20 protein-coding genes are annotated in these 21,398 nt (G+C 60.4%); 10 read left to right on the top strand and 10 right to left on the bottom strand.

Features of this window, described 5'->3' with window-relative positions:
• Positions 1-21 precede the first annotated feature (21 nt).
• Entirely contained in the window at positions 22-1,236 is a 1,215-nt protein-coding gene (gene hemA, locus AMK02_RS22350; RefSeq protein WP_064806866.1) for a 5-aminolevulinate synthase, read from the top strand.
• A gap of 96 nt (positions 1,237-1,332) precedes the next feature.
• Entirely contained in the window at positions 1,333-3,195 is a 1,863-nt protein-coding gene (locus AMK02_RS22345) for an ABC transporter transmembrane domain-containing protein (protein WP_064806864.1), read from the top strand.
• A gap of 45 nt (positions 3,196-3,240) precedes the next feature.
• Here the strand turns inward: AMK02_RS22345 and AMK02_RS22340 are convergent, their stop codons facing one another.
• Positions 3,241-3,444, bottom strand: coding sequence for a hypothetical protein (locus AMK02_RS22340; RefSeq protein ID WP_064807181.1), 204 nt, complete (start codon positions 3,442-3,444; stop codon positions 3,241-3,243).
• A gap of 129 nt (positions 3,445-3,573) precedes the next feature.
• On the opposite strand from AMK02_RS22340, the gene AMK02_RS22335 reads away from it, so the two are divergent.
• Complete coding sequence (locus tag AMK02_RS22335) at positions 3,574-4,137, top strand: hypothetical protein (RefSeq protein WP_064807179.1); 564 nt, start codon at positions 3,574-3,576, stop codon at positions 4,135-4,137.
• Between the two features lie 187 nt (positions 4,138-4,324).
• The gene (locus tag AMK02_RS22330) at positions 4,325-5,698 is read left to right on the top strand and encodes an ISNCY-like element ISRel26 family transposase (RefSeq protein WP_064802647.1); all 1,374 of its coding nucleotides are present in this window, start codon (positions 4,325-4,327) and stop codon (positions 5,696-5,698) included.
• A gap of 197 nt (positions 5,699-5,895) precedes the next feature.
• Here AMK02_RS22330 and AMK02_RS22325 read toward each other — a convergent pair whose 3' ends face one another.
• Genes AMK02_RS22325 through ugpB form a run of 7 tightly spaced genes read right to left on the bottom strand, consistent with a single transcriptional unit; the run spans position 5,896 to position 12,468 of the window.
• Positions 5,896-6,696 carry an HAD family hydrolase gene (locus AMK02_RS22325; RefSeq protein WP_064806862.1) on the bottom strand — a complete coding sequence of 267 codons (801 nt, stop codon included), beginning with the start codon at positions 6,694-6,696 and terminating at the stop codon, positions 5,896-5,898.
• Complete coding sequence (locus AMK02_RS22320; protein WP_064806860.1) at positions 6,693-7,475, bottom strand: DeoR/GlpR family DNA-binding transcription regulator; 783 nt, start codon at positions 7,473-7,475, stop codon at positions 6,693-6,695. The genes AMK02_RS22325 and AMK02_RS22320 overlap by 4 nt, the downstream gene beginning before the upstream one ends.
• Before the next feature lie 9 nt (positions 7,476-7,484).
• On the bottom strand, positions 7,485-8,234 hold the full coding sequence (locus AMK02_RS22315; RefSeq protein WP_064806859.1) for a glycerophosphoryl diester phosphodiesterase: 750 nt from the start codon (positions 8,232-8,234) through the stop codon (positions 7,485-7,487).
• A gap of 59 nt (positions 8,235-8,293) precedes the next feature.
• Positions 8,294-9,340, bottom strand: coding sequence for a sn-glycerol-3-phosphate import ATP-binding protein UgpC (locus AMK02_RS22310; protein WP_064806856.1), 1,047 nt, complete (start codon positions 9,338-9,340; stop codon positions 8,294-8,296).
• A gap of 1 nt (position 9,341) precedes the next feature.
• On the bottom strand, positions 9,342-10,190 hold the full coding sequence (ugpE, locus tag AMK02_RS22305; RefSeq protein ID WP_064806854.1) for a sn-glycerol-3-phosphate ABC transporter permease UgpE: 849 nt from the start codon (positions 10,188-10,190) through the stop codon (positions 9,342-9,344).
• A 12-nt stretch (positions 10,191-10,202) separates the two neighbouring features.
• The gene (gene ugpA / locus AMK02_RS22300; RefSeq protein WP_064806852.1) at positions 10,203-11,087 is read right to left on the bottom strand and encodes a sn-glycerol-3-phosphate ABC transporter permease UgpA; all 885 of its coding nucleotides are present in this window, start codon (positions 11,085-11,087) and stop codon (positions 10,203-10,205) included.
• Between the two features lie 58 nt (positions 11,088-11,145).
• Positions 11,146-12,468 (bottom strand): sn-glycerol-3-phosphate ABC transporter substrate-binding protein UgpB, encoded by a 1,323-nt coding sequence (ugpB, locus tag AMK02_RS22295; protein ID WP_064806851.1) that lies wholly within the window; start codon positions 12,466-12,468, stop codon positions 11,146-11,148.
• Between the two features lie 470 nt (positions 12,469-12,938).
• Here ugpB and AMK02_RS22290 point away from each other — a divergent pair, with 470 nt between their 5' ends.
• The gene (locus AMK02_RS22290) at positions 12,939-14,231 is read left to right on the top strand and encodes a mechanosensitive ion channel family protein (RefSeq protein WP_064806848.1); all 1,293 of its coding nucleotides are present in this window, start codon (positions 12,939-12,941) and stop codon (positions 14,229-14,231) included.
• 30 nt (positions 14,232-14,261) lie between these two features.
• Here the strand turns inward: AMK02_RS22290 and AMK02_RS22285 are convergent, their stop codons facing one another.
• Complete coding sequence (locus AMK02_RS22285) at positions 14,262-14,984, bottom strand: hypothetical protein (RefSeq protein WP_064807177.1); 723 nt, start codon at positions 14,982-14,984, stop codon at positions 14,262-14,264.
• Positions 14,985-15,056: 72 nt separating this feature from the next.
• Positions 15,057-15,842, bottom strand: a complete 786-nt coding sequence (locus AMK02_RS22280) for an IclR family transcriptional regulator (protein WP_064806847.1) — start codon at positions 15,840-15,842, stop codon at positions 15,057-15,059.
• A gap of 202 nt (positions 15,843-16,044) precedes the next feature.
• On the opposite strand from AMK02_RS22280, the gene AMK02_RS22275 reads away from it, so the two are divergent.
• Genes AMK02_RS22275 through AMK02_RS22255 form a run of 5 tightly spaced genes read left to right on the top strand, consistent with a single transcriptional unit; the run spans position 16,045 to position 21,384 of the window.
• Complete coding sequence (locus AMK02_RS22275) at positions 16,045-17,562, top strand: ABC transporter substrate-binding protein (protein WP_064806846.1); 1,518 nt, start codon at positions 16,045-16,047, stop codon at positions 17,560-17,562.
• 33 nt (positions 17,563-17,595) lie between these two features.
• Positions 17,596-18,516: an ABC transporter permease gene (locus AMK02_RS22270; RefSeq protein ID WP_064806845.1), complete on the top strand. Its 921-nt coding sequence runs from the start codon at positions 17,596-17,598 to the stop codon at positions 18,514-18,516.
• Complete coding sequence (locus AMK02_RS22265; RefSeq protein ID WP_064806844.1) at positions 18,513-19,430, top strand: ABC transporter permease; 918 nt, start codon at positions 18,513-18,515, stop codon at positions 19,428-19,430. The genes AMK02_RS22270 and AMK02_RS22265 overlap by 4 nt, the downstream gene beginning before the upstream one ends.
• Positions 19,430-20,401 carry an ABC transporter ATP-binding protein gene (locus AMK02_RS22260; protein ID WP_064806842.1) on the top strand — a complete coding sequence of 324 codons (972 nt, stop codon included), beginning with the start codon at positions 19,430-19,432 and terminating at the stop codon, positions 20,399-20,401. The genes AMK02_RS22265 and AMK02_RS22260 overlap by 1 nt, the downstream gene beginning before the upstream one ends.
• A complete protein-coding gene (locus AMK02_RS22255) occupies positions 20,398-21,384 on the top strand; it encodes an ABC transporter ATP-binding protein (RefSeq protein ID WP_064806841.1) in 987 nt (328 codons plus the stop codon). The genes AMK02_RS22260 and AMK02_RS22255 overlap by 4 nt, the downstream gene beginning before the upstream one ends.
• The last annotated feature ends 14 nt before the right edge of the window (positions 21,385-21,398 follow it).

Raw genomic sequence — 21,398 nt, 5'->3', positions numbered from 1 at the left:
CCGTGCAAAAGGGAGCATATGATGGATTTCGAAGCATTTTTCAAAAACGAGCTGGACGGGCTTCATGCCGAGGGCCGCTACCGCGTTTTTGCCGATCTCGAACGTCACCGCGGCAACTTCCCGCGGGCGACGCGCCATACGGCCGATGGCGAGAAGGAAGTCACGGTCTGGTGCTCCAACGACTATCTCGGCATGGGCCAGAACCCGAAAGTGATCGAGGCGATGAAAGCCGCCATCGACCACTGTGGCGCGGGTGCGGGAGGCACCCGGAATATTTCTGGCACCAACCATTACCACGTCCTGCTCGAGCGTGAGCTTGCCGATCTGCACGGCAAGGAATCGGCGCTGATCTTCACCTCAGGCTATGTCTCCAACTGGGCCGCACTCGGCACGCTCGGCGCCAAAATCCCCGGCCTGATCATCTTCTCCGATGCGCTCAACCATGCCTCGATGATCGAGGGCATCCGGCATGCCAAATGCGACAAGGTGATCTGGAAACACAATGACGTCGCCGATCTCGAAGCCAAGCTTGCCGCCGCCGATCCGAAGGCGCCGAAGCTGATCGCCTTCGAGAGCGTCTATTCGATGGACGGCGACATCGCCCCGATCAAGGAGATCTGCGACCTCGCCGACAAATACGGCGCGATGACCTATCTCGACGAGGTGCATGCGGTCGGCATGTACGGCCCGCGCGGCGGCGGCATTGCCGAGCGCGAGGGGCTGATGGACCGGCTGACGGTCATCGAGGGCACGCTCGGCAAGGCCTTCGGCGTGATGGGCGGTTATATCGCCGCGTCGACGGCGCTGTGCGACTTCATCCGCTCGTTTGCCTCCGGCTTCATCTTCACCACGGCGCTGCCGCCGGCGCTTGCCGCCGGCGCCGTCGCCTCGATCCAGCATCTGAAGGTCAGCCAGTTCGAGCGCGCCCGCCATCAGGACCGGGTGCGCAAATTGCGCTCGCTGCTCGATCAGCGCGGCATTCCGCATATGCACAATCCCAGCCATATCGTGCCGGTGATGGTCGGCGATGCAGCCAAGTGCAAGTGGATCTCCGACCTCTTGCTCGACAATTGCGGCGTCTATGTCCAGCCGATCAACTATCCCACCGTGCCGAAGAAAACCGAGCGGCTGCGCATCACCCCGACGCCGCTGCATTCCGACGCCGATATCGCCCATCTCGTCGACGCCCTGCATTCGCTCTGGTCGCGTTGCGCGCTGGCCCGGATGGTAGCCTGACACACGGGAAAATGCCCAATATTGACCGCGATCAAGGATTTAGCTCGCCGCTCGCGGGACAAGGCGCGAAGCAAGCACCGAGGAGACAACGCGTTGATGATAGCCCCGCATGACCGGCAAGCCGCCATCTCATCAGAAACAGTCTCCGCTATCGGCGAGGAGGTCGAGAAAGAATCCCCTTCGCGGAACCGCACATTCACTCCGCTCTTCAGCCTGCTTCCGCGTCTTCGCCGACATAGGTCGCTCTCGGTTTGCGCTCTTCTGGCGCTCACATCGGCAGCGCTCATCTCGCTCGCCCTACCGATGGCTGTGCGGCGCATGGTCGATCACGGCTTCAACCAGGCGGACGGAGCCTTCATCAATCGCTATTTTCTCATGCTGATCGCTCTCGCCGTCGCGCTGGCGATAGCAAGTGCGGCGCGCTATTACTTCGTCACGACATTGGGAGAGCGGCTGGTCACCGATCTTCGCTTCGAGGTCTTCCACCATATCATCCGGCTTCCGGCGGCATTCTTCGACCGAAACCGCTCGGGCGAAATTGCGTCGCGCCTCGTAGCGGATGCGACCCAGATCAAGTCCGCCATCAGTCTCACGGCATCGGTGGCTTTGAGAAATTCAATCCTCTGCCTCGGCGCCCTGGCCATGATGTTCGTGACCAGTGCCGGCCTATCGGCCATCGCTCTCGGGGCCATTCCCCTGGTGGTGGCCCCTCTGGTCCTGTTCGGTCGCTCGGTGCGAAAGAAGTCCCGCATAGCACAGGATGCACTTGCCGAGGCTTCGGCCTATGCGAGCGAGATCATCGCGGCAAGCCGCACCGTGCAGGCCTTCAACGGCGAAGATGCTGCAGGGCAGAGATATGGGCGCGATGTCGAACTTTCCTTCGACCGGACAGTCGCGGCCTCCCGGGCAAGAGCCCTGCTGACTGCCATTGCCATCACGCTGGTCTTCGTCAGCGTCGTCGGCGTGCTGTGGCTGGGCGCCCATAAGGTGCTGGCGGGAACGCTCTCGGCTGGCAGCCTGAGCCAATTTCTCATCTACGCGGTGATCGCAGCCGGTTCTCTCGGCTCACTGTCGGAAGTCTGGGGAGAACTTTCGCAGACAGCCGGCGCCGCCGGACGGCTGTTCGAACTTCTGAACGAACAGACCGACGAGCGCGAACCGCAAGCCTGCATGTCGCTCCCCACCCCCATCCAGGGAGGCATGGAACTGCATGACGTGCGCTTTTCCTATCCGGGCGCACCGGAAAAGGAGGTTCTGAACGGCCTTTCCTTTCGCGTTTCGCCAGGCGAAACCGTCGCCCTGGTCGGCCCTTCCGGATCCGGAAAGAGCACCGTTTTCTCCCTGCTCCTCGGCTTCTACAAAAACCAGACGGGCAGCATTTCCATCGATGGCAGGGAACTCGGCCTGATCCCGCCGCAGACCCTGCGCAAGGAAATCGCCATTGTTCCGCAGGAGGTGACGATGTTTGCGGCCTCCGTTTACGACAACATCGCCTTCGGAAGGCCGGATGCACTGCGCGAAGACGTGATCGCCGCGTCGATCAAGGCACAGGCGCACGGTTTCGTCGCGAAGCTGCCGAACGGCTACGACTCGGTTCTCGGCGAGCGTGGGCTGACGCTGTCTGGCGGACAGAGACAGAGGCTGGCCATCGCACGGGCCATGCTCAAGAACGCTCCGATCCTGCTCCTGGATGAAGCCACCGCATCGCTCGACGCCGAAAACGAGGCGCTCGTCCAGCGCGGCCTGGAGGAATTGATGGAGGCGCGGACCACGATCGTGATCGCGCACAGGCTCGCCACCGTGCTCAAAGCGGACAGGATTCTGGTGATGAACAAAGGCAGGATCGTGGAGGAGGGGACTCACGCCTCGCTCTTGCGCCAGGGCGGCCTTTACACGCGCCTGGCGGAGTTGCAGTTCAAGATTCCGGCCGGTCTCGAACCGGAACAGGACGCAGCGTGATGATATCATCCGGCGTCCGCGCAGCGGCACTTTGATCTTCCGGCGCTATTCTTCCAGGAGGAGAGCCGTCGCGAGATAACCCATGCCGATTGTGCTCGCAAAGAGGTAGATGAACAGGCCCTGAGCTAGATAATTCTGAGGCGCGCCCGCCGCAGCAAAACCGTTTTGCCAGATGAAGAACCCCACGGCGCATCCGATTGCAAAGCCCGTGGCCAATCGAGTGAGCATGAACCTGATCATGCCGGGCATGGCGCTTACCTCTGACATAACCGCAATAAACGTCCGGGGTGCCCGGAATGTTCCGCCCCGGAAATGATCTCTGTCAACGACCGCCAGGCGCGGCCGTGCAAGAAGTGGAAGAAACCGGAGATCGTAACAGTGCATCTTCTGCCTTTCGCAGCGGGCGTTTTCACGCTTCTCATCCTGCCCGGACCGACCAACGCCATATTGGCGATGGCATCTCAGGGCCTGACTTTCGGACGCGCCATCGTGCTGCTCGCCACCGTCCTGTCCGCCTATCTTGCGATCGTCCTTCCGGCGTCCAGTCTGGCCGGCTCTTTTCTCCGCGACCACCCTCTGGTTTCGCAAGGCGTCAAACTTGTCTCGGCGATCTGGGTTTTGTACCTGGCGCTGCGGCTCTGGGGCATCGGATCGAGTCCCGTCGAGGCCGTGCGCGTGCGGCAGCTGGCCGTGACGACGCTGTTAAATCCCAAAGCGCTGATCATCGGATTGACGATGATGCCTGCAGCGCGAGAGGTGCCTGTGACGGCCTCCATCGCCATTCTCGCATCCGTGGTCCTAGCGGTATCCTCGATCTGGCTGTCGATCGGCAGGCTCATCCTCGGACGTGAAAAACGGATACCGTCATTTGCCCGGCGGTGCGGATCCGCAACCCTCGTGGCATTCTCCGCCGTGCTGACGCTCAGCGCCCTTGGCGGATGAACCTCCGGCTACGCGCTGCGCGCGGCCTAGCGAACACCTACACAAGCCGTCGTGCGGCTGGAAAAGGCTGTTGTTCCATAATGCGTCTTACGCCACATTTTACTGTAGCCGCAAAGTTAAAGTGTCCTGTTTCTGCAAAGTTAGAATGTCACTCTCTTCCCGTTTTTGATGACGGTGGAGATTGCGGATGGGATTGATAGCGATGAGCGAGCGCGATCTGCAGCGGATCGAGATTTTGTCGAAGGTGGTCGACGGCCGCATGACGTTGGTGTCGGCGGCACATGTGCTTGATCTGAGCGAGCGCCAGGTGCGTCGGCTGCTGGATCGGATCCGCACTGACGGCGCGGCATCGATAAGGCACAAGGCGATCGGTCGGCCATCGAACAACCGGATCAGCGACGGCGTTCGCGATTATGCGATGACGTTGGTTGGCGAACGCTATGCGGATTTCGGTCCGACGCTGGCGGCCGAGAAGCTGGCCGAACGCGATGGATTGCGTGTGTCGCGCGAGACGTTGCGCAGCTGGATGGTGGAGGCTGGCCTGTGGCTATCTGCCAAGCAGCGGCGGACGTTTCATCAGCCGCGGCTGCGGCGCGAGGCCTATGGCGAGCTGGTGCAGATCGACGGGTCGGAACACCGCTGGTTCGAGGATCGCGGGCCGCCGTGCTCGCTGCTGGTGTTTGTCGACGATGCGACTGGCAGATTGATGCAGTTGCGGTTTGTGCGCTCGGAAAGCGCCTTCAGCTATTTCGAGGCACTGGCGCTATACCTCAGGCGTCACGGCGCGCCTGTGGCCTTCTACTCCGACAAGCATTCGGTATTCCGGGTGGCGAAGAAGGACGCCAAGGGTGGCCAGGGGATGACCCAGTTCGGGCGGGCGCTTTGCGAGCTAAACATCGAGATTCTTTGCGCAAATTCGAGCCAGGCCAAAGGTCGCGTCGAGCGCATGAACCGGACGCTACAGGATCGGCTGGTCAAGGAATTACGGCTGGCGGGGATCTGCGACATGGAGACTGGCAATGCGTTTTTGCCTGGCTTCATGGAGCACTACAATGCGCGGTTTGCGATCATCCCTGCCCGGTCCGAGGATTTGCACCGGCCGCTGAATCTGGCCCCGGGTCGGTTAACTGAGATCCTTTGCAAGCGCGAGCAGCGTTACGTCGGGGCGCAGTTGACGTTTTCGTTTGAACGCAAGCGGATCATGCTGGAGGAGGCCGAGGTGACGCGCGGTCTGGTGGGCCGCTATGTCGAGACCTATGCCTATGCTGACGGCCGCCTGGATGTGCGCTGGAAGGGACATTCCCTGCCCTACACGGTGTTCGACAAGGACCAGCGGGTGACGCATGCGGCAATTACCGAGAACAAGCGGCTCGGTGATGTTCTGGCCTATATCAAGGAGCGTCAGGACCAGCAGGAAAAGCCGGTCGTGAAGAGCAACAGCGACAAAAATGGCTATAAGCCGAGAGGTCGCAAGCCCGGAAGGCGCACGGACTACATGAATGATCCGGCGGTGATTGCGCGGCGAGAGAAAGCGCTGTTGAGGCAGCAGGCTGCCGAGTGAACCGTCGATCGGATAGTCTCAAAGCTAAAGCCGAAGGGGTGTCTCTCACCCGCCCCGATCTGCTCTTGCAACCGGTATCAGCCGCTCAGATCGGGGCTGATCGGTGTGCCGCGTAGCAACCTCGCGGACATTTCTACTTTGCACAACGGCGGACATTCCAACTTCCCCGCCACATTTACAATTTTAGATTTGAATAGCTAGCTATCGGTACATTCTGTCCTGGCATTCAGAATGGTCGAGGCAATATCGGCAAAACCAAGCCCTGCAGGCTGGGAGGAAATCCACCTCGGCACATGCTGCAAATACGGAAGAACAGGAAGGATATTTCCGACGCCGAAAGAATTTCGGATGAAACCGAACATTGGCACATCGTTTCGAGAATCGCCGACGAACGCCGTGACGGAGGGCAATTCAGCGGGGTCGACCTCGAACATGCCGGTCAGGAGGCGTTCGCTCATGGCGCGTTTGTCATAAACGCCTATCCAGGTGTTGATGTGGATGGAACTGATGGCGACGGTGCCGCCGATTGCCCTGATATCGGATGCCAGATCTTCGACGTCCCGGGTATTATGACCCTGAATGTCGATTGCCACGTCAGCCAGGCGGAACACCTGGTCGTGAGCGATCTTGAAGGTGCCGCCTTTTTCCGAGATCAGCTTTTCGATGGCACCAAGATGCTGGCGTTGACGCTCGCCCTGCAGTGCGCCGTTCTCCCAGTATTCGAAAACAACCTCACCGTTGCGGCGCATAACGGCATAAGCGCCGCTTTCGCCGATGACCGCGGCAACCGGCCAGGCACGGACGATGTGTTCGCACCAGCCGGCAGAACCACCCGTGACCGGCACGACGGCGATGCCGGCCCGGCTGAGCTCCCAAAGGGACTCATAGGTAGACGGCAGAAGCTTGCCTTCCGTCGTCAGCGTATCGTCGATATCGGTGAAGAGATAACGCACGTGCCGCAGTTCCTGCGCAGAGGGTGCCAGATCTACGAACGTCACGTCATGTCCTCGCAGGTGACCACCTCCATGCTGCTCTCGGCCAGCACAGAAGCGACCGACGGATCAGGCGGCAGCCGGTCCGTGTAAAAGCGGGTGATTTTATTGAAAGGCGCTACGCGCACCGCCGCGTGGCGGGTCCATTTGCTGACGTCTGCGGCCAAGAGACGTGTTTGCGAATTCTCCAGAAGCGCATTGGTGATCTGCGCCTCGCTATAGCTGAAGTCCATCAGGCCGTTCACCGGGCTCAGGGCACCGGCACCGACGACTGCATAGGTCGCATAGAATTTTTCCACGAACTTGATCACATCGCTACCCACCACGTCGCGGTCGTCATGGCGCAGCAGACCGCCGGTGAGATGGACCTCGACACTCGGGGAATCGCAAAGAGTGAGAGCGACATGGATATTGTTGGTGATAACGGTCAGCCCCTGGTGATCGCGCAACGCCTCTGCCACGAATTGAACCGTACTGCCGATCCCGAGGAATACCGTCGCATCCGGGCCTATGTCGGCGGCGACCCGCTTTGCGATCAGCCGCTTGGCCCGACGGTTCAGTTGGGCACGGGCGTTCAGCGAAATATTGCTGCCTTCGACGGGCACATCGACACCGCCGTGAAAGCGGCGGGCGTGCCCGAGATCACACAGGGCATTGATATCACGGCGGATCGTCTGGGTCGTCAGATCGTACCGGCGCGCCAGATCATCGATATACTGGACGCCCTCGGTTTCGATCAGCGCAAGTATTTCGCGTTGTCGGCTCGATATGACCCGCTGCCCCATCGCTATTTCCTATGAGAGATAGACACTCGGGTCGTCTGTTATCACACCGGTCAAGCCGACAGGCCAAAAAGATGCGAGCAGCGTCGGGTCGTTGCAGGTCCATGCCCGCACCTTGATCCCCTGGTGCACCGCCTCCTCAAGGAAACCGATGCTGAGAGACTTGTAACCAAGATGGACCGTTCCCGCGGGAATTGATTTAAGAACATCGCTCCAGTCATCCGGCAGTTGACTCCACAACATGGCAAGCTCGTAATCCGGATCGATTTCGTGCATGCGCCTGAGCGCCGCCGCGTCGAAGCTCGATATCATGATCTTGGTCTGCGGCGCGCGCGCCCTCAGATGTTCGTCAACGGTCTTCACCAACTGGTCGAGAGATTTGTGATGCGGATGCTGCTTGATCTCGACATTGGCGTTCAATCCCAGCTCACCCAATGCGGACAGGACCTCGGCAAGGGTCGGCAAGGGTTCCCCCTTGAAGCGGGGATCGAACCACGCGCCGGCGTCGATCTTCTGCAGGTCGGTTACGGTGAGATCGCTGAGCCTGCCGGTCGACGAGGAGCAACGGTCGACGGATACGTCGTGGATTACGACTGCGGTCCCATCGCCAAGGAGCGCGACGTCCAGTTCGACCCATTGGGCGCCCTGGTCGGCAGCCGCCCGAAACGCGGCGATCGTGTTTTCGGGCGCGACAGCGGATGCGCCTCGATGTGCTTGAACCTCACTGCGGCCGGGTCCGGATCGCGGCTCTGACTGTGGCATGTCTTTCTCTTTCCTCACTTTTCGACGCTGCAGATGTCGGACAGCTCTATCCGGCCGTTTCAGTCCGTGCGTCGTCCAGTCTTGCTGTTGAAGGGATGCATCTGATCAATCCGCGCGAAGATCTCGATCCTGGCAGTCTCGGCGAAGTCCGGCCGGCCTTGAACCGTCAGGACGACCGTCTGCTGGCCCTCCCCCAGTCTGACATGCAGGTGGCTTTCGCCGCCGATCGGCTCGAGCAATTCGACGATGGCGTTCAGACGAACGGAAGGCTCGGCGGGCTTTGTTATGAGAAGAGCATCCGGCCTGAGACCGACAATGTCCGTTCCGTCGGGCAAGGCCAGGACGTTCCCGGCATCGGCCGCAGCCAGCACCTCGAGCGGCACGAGGTTCATCGGCGGAGAGCCGATGAAGCCGGCAACGAACAAACTTGCCGGACGGTCGTAGACTTCGACCGGCGTTCCCACTTGTTCGACCAGTCCGCCATTCATGACGACGAGCCTGTCGGCAAGCGTCATCGCTTCGAGCTGGTCATGGGTGACGTAGATGCTGGTGGTCTTCAGCCGGCGTTGCAGCCGGCGTATTTCAACCCGCATCTGCACACGCAGCTTGGCATCGAGATTGGACAGAGGCTCGTCGAAAAGAAACGCCGCCGGTTCGCGCACGATGGCCCGTCCCATCGCGACGCGCTGGCGCTGTCCTCCCGACAATTCACGCGGCTTGCGCGCCAGCATTGGCCCGATTTCGAGGATGTCGGCCGCTTCTTTGACGCGGCGATCGATTTCCGCTCGCGCCGTACCCCGATTCTTCAATCCATATTCAAGGTTTCCGCGCACCGTCATATGCGGATAAAGCGCATAATTCTGGAAGACCATGGCGATATCGCGTTCGGCCGGCTCCGCCTTGTTGACGTTGCGGCCACCAATCTCGACCCGGCCGTCGGTGATCGACTCCAATCCGGCGATCATGCGCAGCAAGGTTGACTTGCCGCAACCGGAAGGGCCGACGAGCACAATGAATTCGCCGTCTTCGACAGCCAGATTGATGCCTTTGACAGCAGGAACCGAACCATAGTTTTTCTTGACGTCGACAATATTGATCGGGGCCATTTCATTTCTCCGTTTCGACCAGGCCTTTGACGAAAAGGCGTTGCATGGCGACGATGACGAGGACGGGCGGCAAGGCGGCAAGGATGACCGCTGCCATGACGAGATTCCAGCGCGGCTCGGCATCCGCGACCGCGGCCATGCGCTGGATACCCATGACGACAGTGTAGAGGCTCTGGTCGGTTGTGACGATGAGCGGCCACAGGTACTGATTCCAGCCGAGCACGAACAGGATGATGAACAAGGCTGCGATATTGGTCACCGACAACGGCAACAGGATATCGCGGAAGAATTTCATCGGCCCCGCCCCGTCGACGCGCGCAGCCTCCATCAGCTCGTCGGGCACGGTGAGGAAAAACTGTCGAAACAGGAAGGTGGCGGTCGCCGATGCGATCAGCGGAATGATGAGCCCGCCATAATTGTTCAGCATTCCGAGGTCGGCGACCACCTTGTAGGTCGGCACGATGCGCACCTCGACCGGCAGCATCAGGGTGATGAAGATCATCCAGAAGGCGAGCGTGCGAAAGGGAAATCGGAAATAGACGATGGCGAAGGCAGAAACGATGGAAATGGCAATCTTTCCAACCGCAACACCGACGGCCATGATCAATGAATTGATGAGCATCGGCCCGATCGGCGGCGCGCCGGAACTCGTCATTCCCGATGATAGCATGGTCGAATAATTCTCGAGGATGTGCGGTCCCGGCACCAGCGGCACGACACCGGACAGAAAGTCGTTGGGGCCATGGCTCGAGGCGATGAAGGCGATATAGACCGGGAAGATCACGATCGTGACGCCGAGGATAAGGACGAGGTGAGCCAGGAAATTCAGGAAAGGACGATTTTCAACCACCTTTGACGCTCCTCAATATTGCACGCGGCGTTCGATGAAGCGGAACTGGACCGCGGTAAGAGCGACAACGATGATCATGAGTATGACCGACTGCGCCGCCGAGGAGCCCAGGTTGAGGCCGATGAAACCGTCGAAATAAACCTTGTAGACGAGGATTTCCGTGGCGCGCGCCGGTCCGCCTTGCGTCGTCGCATGAACGATGCCGAAAGTATCGAACATGGCGTAAACGATGTTGATGACGACCAGATAGAAGGTTGTCGGCGAGATCAACGGGAAGACGATCGTCCAGAAGCGCTTCACCGGCCCGGCGCCATCGATGGCGCCGGCTTCCTGGAGCGAGCGCGGCACGGATTGCAGCGCGGCAAGGAAAAACAGAAAGTTATAGGAAATTTGTTTCCAGGTGGCGGCGATCACGATCAGGACCATCGCATTATCCGGGTTGATCAGATGGTTCCAGCTGATCCCCATGCTGCGAAGCATATAGGCAACGATGCCGATCGAGGGATTGAACATGAACCACCAGAGTATGCCGGCGATCGCAGGCGCGACGGCGTAAGGCCAGATCAGCAAGGTCGAATAGATGCGGGACGTCCGCAGCACACGCATGGCCGCGGCGGCCAGAGTGAGTGCAATCGTCGTCGACAAGATCGTCACCGAGACGGCGAAGACCAGCGTGTGACCAAAGGCGTCCATATAGAGCGGGTCGGCAAACAGCCGGCGATAATTCTGAAACCAGACGAAGTTCGTTTTGAAACCGAACGCATCCTGGCGAAGGAACGATTGCCAGAAGGCGGTTGCGGCCGGCCAAAGAAAGAAGACGACGGTTATCAGAAGCTGGGGAGCAATAAGCAGATACGGCAAGACCCTATTGGGAAAGACGGTTCGTTTCGTTTGCATGGGCCCTCACAGAATGATGGAGAGGCAGGGCCGGCCAGGCGGGCCCTGCCCCGAGCCCTTAGTTGGCGGATTCGAAATCGCGAAGCTGTTCGTTGCCGCGCGCGACAACGGAATCGAGTGCTTCCTTTGCGGTCTTCTTGCCGCCGAGCAATGCCGCGAATTCGTCATCGATGATGCCGCGGACCTGAACGTAATTGCCGAAGCGGATGCCCTTGGAATTTTCGGTCGGCGTCACCCGCGTCAGCTGCTTGATGCCGACATCTGCACCGGGGTTCTTTTCGTAATATCCCTGCTCCTGGCTCAGCTTGTAGGCAGCCTCGGTGATCGGCAGATACCCCGAGAACTGATGCCAGTCGGCCTGAACTTCCGGCTTCTGCAGATAGGTATAGAATTTTGCCACACCCTTATATTCTTCTTCCGGGCGCCCCTTCAGCGTCCAGAGTGTGGCGCCGCCGATGATCGAGTTGAGAGGCTGCTTGATGACGTCGTCATAGTAGGGAAGCGGCGCAAAACCGACCTTGAAGGCTTTGGCATTGTTGATGACGCCCGCCCGGCCGGCGGACGAGTTCATGTACATCGCGCATTCCTGCGAATAGAACATCGGAGGCGCGTTGTCACCGCCGACCGGCCCGCCGAATTTGAAGAGCCCTTCGTCCTGCCACTTCTTCAGGTTCCCCCAATGGCGGATGGTCAGATCGTTGTTGAAGGTGAATTCCGCATCCAGGCCGCCGAAACCGTTGGCCTTGGTGGAATAGGGTTTGTCGTGCAGGGCGTTGAGATTTTCCGTCTGAATCCAGGAGATCCAGGCGCTGGTGAAGCCGCATTTGGCGGCGCCGGACTTGATGATCGTGCGCGAGAAGGCCTCCACATCGGCCCATGTCTTCGGCGGCGTCTCAGGATCGAGCCCGGCTTTCTTGAAGACATCCTTATTGTAATACATGATCGGAGTCGACGAATTGAAGGGCAGCGACAACACGTTGCCGCTGGTGTCGGAGTAGTAGCCGACCACCGGCGCAATGAACTTGTTCTGGTCCCAGGGCTCGCCTTGGTCCTTCATCAACTGATACACCGGATAGACCGCGCCCTGCGCTGCCATCATTGTGCCGGTGCCGACTTCATAGACCTGCACGATGGCCGGCTGTTGGTTGGCGCGGAACGCAGCTATGGCGCCCGTCAGCGTCTCGTCGTAGGTGCCCTTGTAAACCGGCACGATTTCATAGTCGGACTGAGACGCGTTGAAGCCCTTGGCAATTTGCTCCAGCTTCGCGCCGTTCTCCCCACCCATCGCGTGCCACCACTGGATCTTCGTGGCGGCCATCGCCGGAACTGATAAGGACAGGCTGGTCAATCCTGCGGACAGGAAAAAAGCGATCTTGTTCATAATCTCTCCCACTTCTCTCGGTCCGCAGCCTCCCGCTCCAGACGCGCGGATGGTAGCAGCCGAGTTTCACTTTGCAACAACGGAATGTTCAAATGAACATTTGAAGCGCTCGCAAACCGAAAGCCGCACGGGCCTCTTGCTCCCAAGCGTGATTGGCTCGCATGGATTTCGCCATCAGCCGCTCGGATGCTCGATACAGTGTTCAAATGAACGTCTTGTGTCAGTGGGCGCCGAAATATATTTTTTGGCGCGGACGCAGATTTTGCCGCGCACCGTTCCATCCTCGGCGTGAAGCTCAGCGAAAGAAGGGCGCGCACGGCTGCGCGGGCGCGCAAGCTGATCGATATCCGCGAGCGGCGTTTCATCGACCTGTTTTCGCACGACGAAATGGAATGCTGATGCTTGTTTCTTCCAAATGAACTAAACTCGTGCGCTAGCTTTCTCTAGCTGACATTCGTCGGATCATCATCATGAATATCAGGCAGATGACCGAGATCGCCGAGCAGTGGCTAACGACATTCATTCTGAACGAATGGACGTTCTTTCAGCTTGCGATCATCGTGGCGGGCTTGGGTTTTGCCTCCTTACTTGCGTCACGCACAGAGCCTGCGATGGAGGCAAAGGCGCGCCTGATCAAGGGTAATCCAGACCTTCTTCGGGTCATCATTGCTCCTATGCGCCGGATGATGTGGCTTTTCCTTGTCGGTTGGTTGTGGCTCGCCAACGTCGTGCTGAGCAAGAGCGCATGGCCTTCACAACGCTGGCTTGTGTCCACGGCTCTGACGCTGGCAGCGGCATGGTTCCTCATCTCCGTCCTGACCAAAATCATCCGCAACCCAACGCTGTCACGCGCCGTTGCGATCGGCAGCTGGAGCTACATCGCTCTTTATGCGGTCGGCCTTGACGGCCCGGTTCTATCTGCTCTTGACGGGCTCGCGATTAATTTAGGTGCGGTGAGACTCTCGCTTCTCCTTGTGCTCAAAGCCTTCGTGCTGGCGATCGCCTTGATCTGGTTGGCCGTCCTCATCGGCAACATGCTTTCCCACTGGGTTCAGCGCTCGGCCGACTTGTCGCCTTCCATCAAGGTGTTGATCAGCAAATGCATCAAGATCAGCCTGATCATAATCGCTGGAGCCATCGCTTTGTCGGCGACCGGGGTCGACCTGACGGCGCTGACCATTTTCTCAGGCGCAGTCGGCGTCGGAATAGGCTTCGGCCTTCAAAAAGTGGTATCGAACTTCATATCCGGCATAATCATCTTGATCGACAAGTCGATCAAGCCGGGTGACACGATCACCCTTGGCGACACGTTCGGGTCGATCCGTGACCTGCGCTCGCGGTTTGTTTCCGTCATCACTCGCGATGGCAAGGAGTACCTCATTCCAAATGAGGACTTCATATCGCAGCAGGTCGTCAACTGGTCGTTTTCCAGTGATTATGTACGAATCGACGTTGACTTCGGAACGTCCTATAACAGCGATCCGCATCAAGTCGTTAAGATCGCCATTGCGACAGCGTCGACGGTGCCCCGGGTCGCAAACCAATATAAGCCACCCGTCTGCTGGCTGACTGCCTTTGGCGCTTCGTCCCTCGACTTTCGGCTTCGCTTCTGGATCTCGGATCCAGCGAACGGGCTGACAAATGTTCGTGGGCAAGTCCTGATGGCGCTGTGGGACGCCTTCAAGAAAGCTGGCGTCTCTATTCCGTTTCCGCATCATGAAATCATCATGAAAAGCCCTATAGAGATCAAACAACCGGAGTGATTTCGGCCGGGATTGACCCTTGCAAGCACTTCAGACGGCTTCGACACGAGCCTTGCGCCACGCTTCAAACCGCTCGAGCGTCTCTTTATTAGGGGGATAGACGCCGAGTGTCGATTTACCGGATTCGATCTCCAGCTTGAGGAACTCTTCCTGCTCCTCCATCGCGACGGCCTCATCGGCGATTTCGCTGACATATTCGCGAGGAATGATGATGACGGCTTCGCTGTCTCCGAACACGATGTCGTCCGGATAGACCGCAACGCCGCCGCAGGCAATCGGCTGGTTCATATCCGATGCGTGATGGGCAACCAGATTGGCGGGCGCTGCCGGCCCGAGGCAATAGGTGGGAAGCCCGAGCTGGGCGATATCGGCAGTGTCGCGAACGCCTCCATCGAGCACGAGACCGGCGCAGCCGCGATAGATAAGGCGACGAGCCAGTACCGCGCCAATGCCGGCAATCTCGGCCATCGAACGGCAGTCGAACACGAGGACGTGGCCCTCCGGTATCGTGTCGATCGCCTTGCGCTGCTGGTTGGACGGATCGGAACTGTAGGTCGAACCGTCGATATCCTCGCGGGCCGGAATATAACGGACGGTGACGGCCGGACCGATCATCGGTTTTTCGGCCGCCGCGAGCGGCCGCACGCCACGAACAGCGGTGTTCCTAAGCCCCCGCTTCAGCAGCAAACTGCTGAGACTCGCCGAATTCGTCTGCAAAAGTTTGGCATAAACCGATGGGTCCAAAGCGGTCACAAGATCCCTCCCCTTGTCGGCGACAAGATCTACCATATCAAAGTAATTGTTCAATAGTGAATTTAGAGTTTCTTATTTAGACAACGGATGGAGCCCATTGATGGTTTTCGTCAGCGTCGCAGCCGCCTCCAAGACCTCGCGCCGGATCGACCGAGCCCGATCCGGTGTTGCCTCTCCAATGAACGGCACGCTGACGGTGGCGATCAGACGACTTTGATCATCGAATACCGGCGCGGCGAAGGCGCGCAAGCCGAGGTTGGATTCCTGATTGTCTTCAGCATAGCCGTTGCGGCGAATTTCCACCAGCGCCTCTTTCAGCGCCTCCGGATCGGTGATCGTATAGGGCGTCTTGGCCTCCAGCCCGCCGGCGCAGTAGGCTTCGGTTTCACTATAGTCCGAATAGGCCAGAGCAAGCTTGCCTGCGGCTCCGACGTGCTTGCGCGAACGCCCGCCGACCTTGATAAACAAAGCATAATCGCCGGGACTCGAAGCGGCAAATATCGTCATCATCTCACGTCCCTCGGGCACGGCCAGCTTGAAGGATTCCATTACCCGCTCCGCCGCCGCCGCCAGGATTGGCCTTGCCGCCTCAATCAGCGTCACCCGATCGGCGCCGGGCGATATCCGCCGGGCAAGCTCGACGAATTTCGGCCCGAGTTCGTAGGAGGCTCCGCCATTGACCCGCGCGACCAGGCCATGCGCGGTCAGCGAATTCAAAATGCGATAGACCGTCGAGCGAGGCACGCGCAGCTGATCGACCAATGCCCCAAGGGAAATTCCCGTTTTCGCATCGGCCACCGCCTCAAGCAGATGCGCCGTCTTTTCCACCACTGGAGAACCATGCTTTGGTTCATTCATGAATTTCGAATTCCATTAGAGAATTAATCTGCTTGACTTCTCTCAGGGCGGCAACCATGTTGTCCCTCGCAAGTGTCGTATTTGACACTACGCGCTTGCGGGAGGAAGTAAAGCCATCAGAGCGCCGAAGGGATCCGCGCAGCCGAAGGGGCTGCCACAAAACGGATGTAGGCGCGCGCGGCTGGAACGGGAGGAGGCTTTCATGACGATCAGGAATATGCACGCGTTACGCATCGGGCTTGCGATCTCCTTGGCGGCGGGTGTCGCAATGCCGGCCTACGCCGCCGAGGACAAGCTGACGGTTGTGGTGACGGACGAGCCGAAGTCGCTGGATCCCTGCGACACCGATCTTTCGGGAAATTCCCGCATCCTGCACAACAATATCACCGAAGCACTGGTCAACCTCAGCCCGGCAGACGGATCGGTCGTTCCAAGCCTTGCCACCAGCTGGCGACAGGTCGACGACCTGACCTGGGAGTTCAAGCTGCGCGAGGGGGTGACGTTCCATGACGGCAAGCTGTTCGATTCCAACGCAGTCGTCGCCGCCGTCAAGCGTGCTCAAGACCCGGCACTGGCCTGTGAAGTCGGACTGGCCACTTTGAAGGGCGTCAAGCTCAATGCGGTGGTCGTCGACCCGACGACCGTCCTCATCAAAACCGACGTCGTCGAGCCGATCCTGCCGAACAAGATGTCTGCCGTCGACATCGGTTCGCCGGCGACCCCGAATGACGGCAAGACGCGCAGCCCGGCTGGAACCGGGCCTTACAAGCTGGGAGCATGGACAGCAGGCCAGTCGGTGACGCTGGCGGCCTATGACGGATATTGGGGCGATAAGCCGGCAATCAAGAATGCGACGATCATCTGGCGTGCCGAATCTGCCGTTCGTGCGGCAATGGTGGAGACCGGCGAGGCGCAGATCGCTTACGAAATCGCGCCGCAGGATGGCACGAGTAAACAGGATCAGGCCTTTCCGAACGCTGAAACGTCGCTGCTGAGGATCGATGCCCAGGTGCCGCCGCTCGACGACAAACGCGTGCGTGAAGCGCTCAATCTCGCGATCGACCGGGACGGCCTCGTCGGAACCATTTTCCATGAGGAAGCCCAGAAGGCAATGCAGGTCGTGCCGCCTTCGGTGTTCGGCTTCAATCCCGACATTCCCGTCTGGACCTATGATCCGGAAAAGGCGAAGTCGCTGCTTGCTGCGGCCAAGGCCGATGGCGTGCCGGTCAACAAGGAGATCGTCATCTACGGTCGCATCGGCATATATCCCAACTCGTCGGAAAGCCTGGAGGCCATTCAGGCGATGCTGGCGGAGGCTGGTTTCAACGCGCGGCTTGAAATGCTCGAGACCAGCCCATGGCTGAAACGGCTTCTGAAGCCGTGGGACAAGGAACGCCAGGCGTCCATCCTGCAGACGCAAATCGACAATGCCGAGGGGGATGCGGTGTTCACCCTGCCCAACCGCTTCACCACCGACGGCAATCAGTCGACAATCGCAGACGCCAAGCTCGACAAGCTGATTGCCGATGGGTCGAAGGCAACCGGCGACGAGCGCAAGAAGCTGTTCCAGGAGGCGTTCCGATACATCGCCGTCGATGCGGTCAATATCGCGCCGCTCTTCCATATGGTCTCGATCGCCCGCGTCGCAAAGGACGTGAACTACACCCCCGATGTGCAGGCCGGCAACGAGATCAAGCTGAAATCGATCAGCTATCGCTGACAGAGCCTAACGTCTGTCGCCTGAGGAGAGCGGATGTCGCTGACCTATTTCCTGAGACGTGCAGCCTTCGCGGCGCTCGCGCTTGCTGCCCTGATGACGTCGGCTTTCTTCCTCGTGCGGCTGACGGGTGATCCCGTCAATCTCTATCTGCCCGTCGACGCCTCGGCTGCGGCGCGCGAAGCCATGCGCGTCCGCCTTGGGCTCGATCGTTCCCTTCTCGCCCAGTTCTTCGATTGGGCCTGGGATATGCTCCGCCTCGATTTCGGGACGTCTCTCTGGCACAATCGCCCGGCCATGGACGTGGTGCTGGAAGCGCTGCCGAACACGTTGGCGCTCGGCGCCGTCGCGTTGGTACTGGCCTTTGCGGCAGCGATCGTCGTCGGGTCGATCGCGGCGGTCAATGCCGGTGGCTGGGTCGACCGGGGCATCAATCTCCTGTCGCAGGCGGCCGCCAGCGTACCCGATTTCTGGCTCGGCCTGATGGGTGTCCTTCTGTTTGCGGTCACGTTCCGAATTCTGCCGACCTCAGGCTTTGGTGGTCCCGTCTACTGGGTATTGCCGGTCGCCTGCCTGTTTGCCCGACCTTTCGGAACGCTGGTGCAGATCGTCCGTGGCTCGATGATCGAAGCTCTGAACGCGACATTCGTCCGCACGGCCCGCGCCAAGGGTGCCCGCGGCGGACGCGTCACCTTCGTGCATGCGCTGCGCAACGCTCTCCTTCCGGCAGTCACGGTGACGGGCGATCTCGCCGCCCAGTTCGCCGGCGGCGGCGGCGTCGTCGAAGTGGTTTTCGGCTTTCCAGGCATCGGCAAACTGCTGATCGACGGCATCCTGAAACGCGACTTCGCCATCGTTCAGGCATCGATCTTTGCCGTCGCCGTCGTCATCTTCTTCATCAATATCCTGGTCGACATGCTCTACGCCTCGATCGATCCGCGGGTGAGGGTCGAATGACCGACACATCCGCTGAGCTCCTCCCCGCCCGCGCGCGCCGCGACCGGCGCATCCTCTGGCTCATGCGGGCGCTGTCGGGTGACCCGATGGCGGTCGCGGCCACCGTCTGGCTGCTGATCGTCGTCCTTGCCATTGCCGCTGACAGCCTTTCCCTCCTCGGCGAACATCGCATCTCGCTCAAGGCGCGCAACCTGCCACCCTTCGGCTTCGGGCAACCCTGGACCTTGTGGCTGGGCGCCGATGCGCTCGGACGCCCGCTCCTCGTCCGTCTGATCGAGGCGGCATCGACGACGATCGGCATCGCTCTCGTCACGGTATTGACGAGCCTCGCCGGCGGTACGCTGCTCGGCGTGATCGCCGGCTATTTCGGCGGCTTCGTCGGCAGCCTCATCATGCGGATCTGCGACATTATCCTCGGCTTCCCGACGCTGCTGGTGGCCTTGTTCGGCCTCTATCTATTCGGCCCGAGCGTCAGCAACCTCGTCATCGTACTCGCCGTGACCCGCATGCCGGCCTATATCCGCGTCGCACGAGCCGAAACGCTGGAGGTCCGCGAGAGGCTCTTCGTCGATGCGGCGCGCGTCTTCGGCGGCGGGCCTGTCTGGATCCTGCGCACGCACATTCTCCCGAGCGTCGCGCCGACAATGCTGACGCTCGCCTCCGTCAATCTCGCCATGGTGATGCTGTTCGAATCCGGGCTCAGCTATCTCGGGCTCGGCATCCAGCCGCCTTCGGTCAGCTGGGGGCTGATGGTCGCACAGGGCCAGGGCTACCTGTCGTCTGCCTGGTGGCTCAGCTTCTTTCCCGGCCTTGCCGTCATGTTCACCACCATGTCCTTCAACCTACTCGCCAACTGGTTCCGGATCGTCAATGACCCGTCGCAGCACTGGCGGCTTGTAAGCCGGAGGCGCTGATGGCCCTTCTCGACGTCAAAGACCTTCAGGTCAGCTTCGACACGGCTGCCGGCCGCATCCTCGCCCTCAACGGCGTTTCCTTTTCGCTCGAGCGCGGCGAGGTTCTGGCGCTGCTGGGAGAGAGCGGTTCGGGAAAGTCGGTGACCGCCTCGGCCATCATGGACCTCGTTCCCAACCCGCCCGGCGCGATCGACCGCGGATCGATCCGCTTCGAGGGAACCGAGTTGCTGCAACTTCCGCGCAACGAACGGCGTGATCTCTGCGGCGACCGGATCGCTCTGATCTTCCAGGACGCGCTGGCCTCGCTCAATCCGGTCTATCCGGTCGGCTGGCAGATCGCCGAGATGTTCCGCATCCATGGGCGCAAGCCGGAAGGGGGTGTGGAAAATGCGGTAATCGACCTCCTGACGGCAATCGGCATTCCCGACCCTGAACGTCGCGCCCGGCAATATCCGCACGAATTTTCCGGCGGCATGCGCCAGCGCATCATGATCGCGATGGCTGTGGCGCTCGAACCGGACATCATCATCGCCGACGAGCCGACGACGGCGCTCGATGTGACGATCCAGGCACAGGTGGTCGATCTGCTCCGCACCATCCGCGAACGCAGCAATGCCGGCATGATCTTCATCACCCACGATCTTGGCGTGGTGGCCGAGCTCGCAGACCGTGTCGCGGTCATGTATGCCGGCCGCATCGTCGAAACCGCGAGCGTCTTCGAACTCTTCGACGATGCTCGGCATCCTTACAGCGTCGGACTGCTTGCCTCGCAGCCGCGCATCGACACCGACGAGGACGAACTGGTCCCGATCCCCGGCTCTGCCCCCAATCCTGTCGCCCTGCCGTCCGGCTGTGCGTTCCGAACGCGCTGTCCGCGCGCCGCGGCTGTCTGCGCCGAGCTCGCGCCTCACCTTGAAACCGTGGGTCCAGGCCGCCAGGCCGCCTGCCACTTCCCGGTACTGCCAGCATGACCGAACCTCTTCTCAAAGTGCAAAACCTCTCCCGGCACTTCGGCAGTGGCGCAACAGCAGTTCGCGCCGTCGACGACGTCAGCTTCGAGATCGCCAGGGGCGAAACGGTCGGCCTCGTCGGCGAAAGCGGATGCGGCAAGACTTCGCTGGTGCGTACGCTCCTGAAGCTCGGGCCGGCAACGAGCGGCAGCGTCCGGCTCGACGGCGTCGAGATCACTGAGGCAGGCGGCCGCCAATTGCATGATTTGCGCCGAAAGATGCAGGTCGTCTTCCAGGACCCCTACCAGTCGCTCAATCCGCGCCTGCGGGTCGACCGACTGATCGCCGAACCCTGGGCGCTGCATCCCGGTGTGCTGCCGAAGTCCCGGTGGCGGGAGGAGACGATCAGGCTGCTCGAATCCGTCGGATTGCGCGCCGAACATGCGGAACGCTATCCATCGGAATTTTCAGGCGGCCAACGTCAGCGGCTCGGCATTGCGCGCGCTCTGACGCTTGATCCGACACTCCTCGTCTGCGACGAGCCGGTCTCGGCCCTCGATGTGTCGGTCCAGGCGCAGGTCGTCAACCTGCTCGCCAGGCTGAGGCGCGAGCGCAATCTGGCGATGCTCTTCGTCGCCCATGATCTGGCCGTCGTGCGGCATGTCTCGGACCGGGTGATGGTCATGTATCTCGGCAAGATCATTGAAACAGGACCGAAACACTCGATCTTCAGCGCGCCGGCCCATCCCTACACCCAAGCCCTGATGTCGGCCGTGCCGACACCGGATCCGCGGCTTCGCGGACACCGCAGGCGCATCGTCCTGAAAGGCGACCTGCCAAGCCCGGTCGATCCGCCGAGCGGATGCCGTTTTCGAACACGCTGCTGGAAGGCGACATCGATCTGCGCCGAACAGGAACCGGCCTTGAAGAACAGGACGGCAGCTGCCGGACTGCTGACCGCCTGCCACCACGCCGATCCGAATCTTTCCACGGCCGCCGCCTGAGCCTTGTCGGAGCG

The sequence above is a fragment of the Rhizobium sp. N731 genome (assembly GCF_001664145.1).
Classification (GTDB): Bacteria; Pseudomonadota; Alphaproteobacteria; order Rhizobiales; family Rhizobiaceae; genus Rhizobium; species Rhizobium esperanzae.
This window is presented reverse-complemented; position numbering and strand designations above follow the sequence as displayed.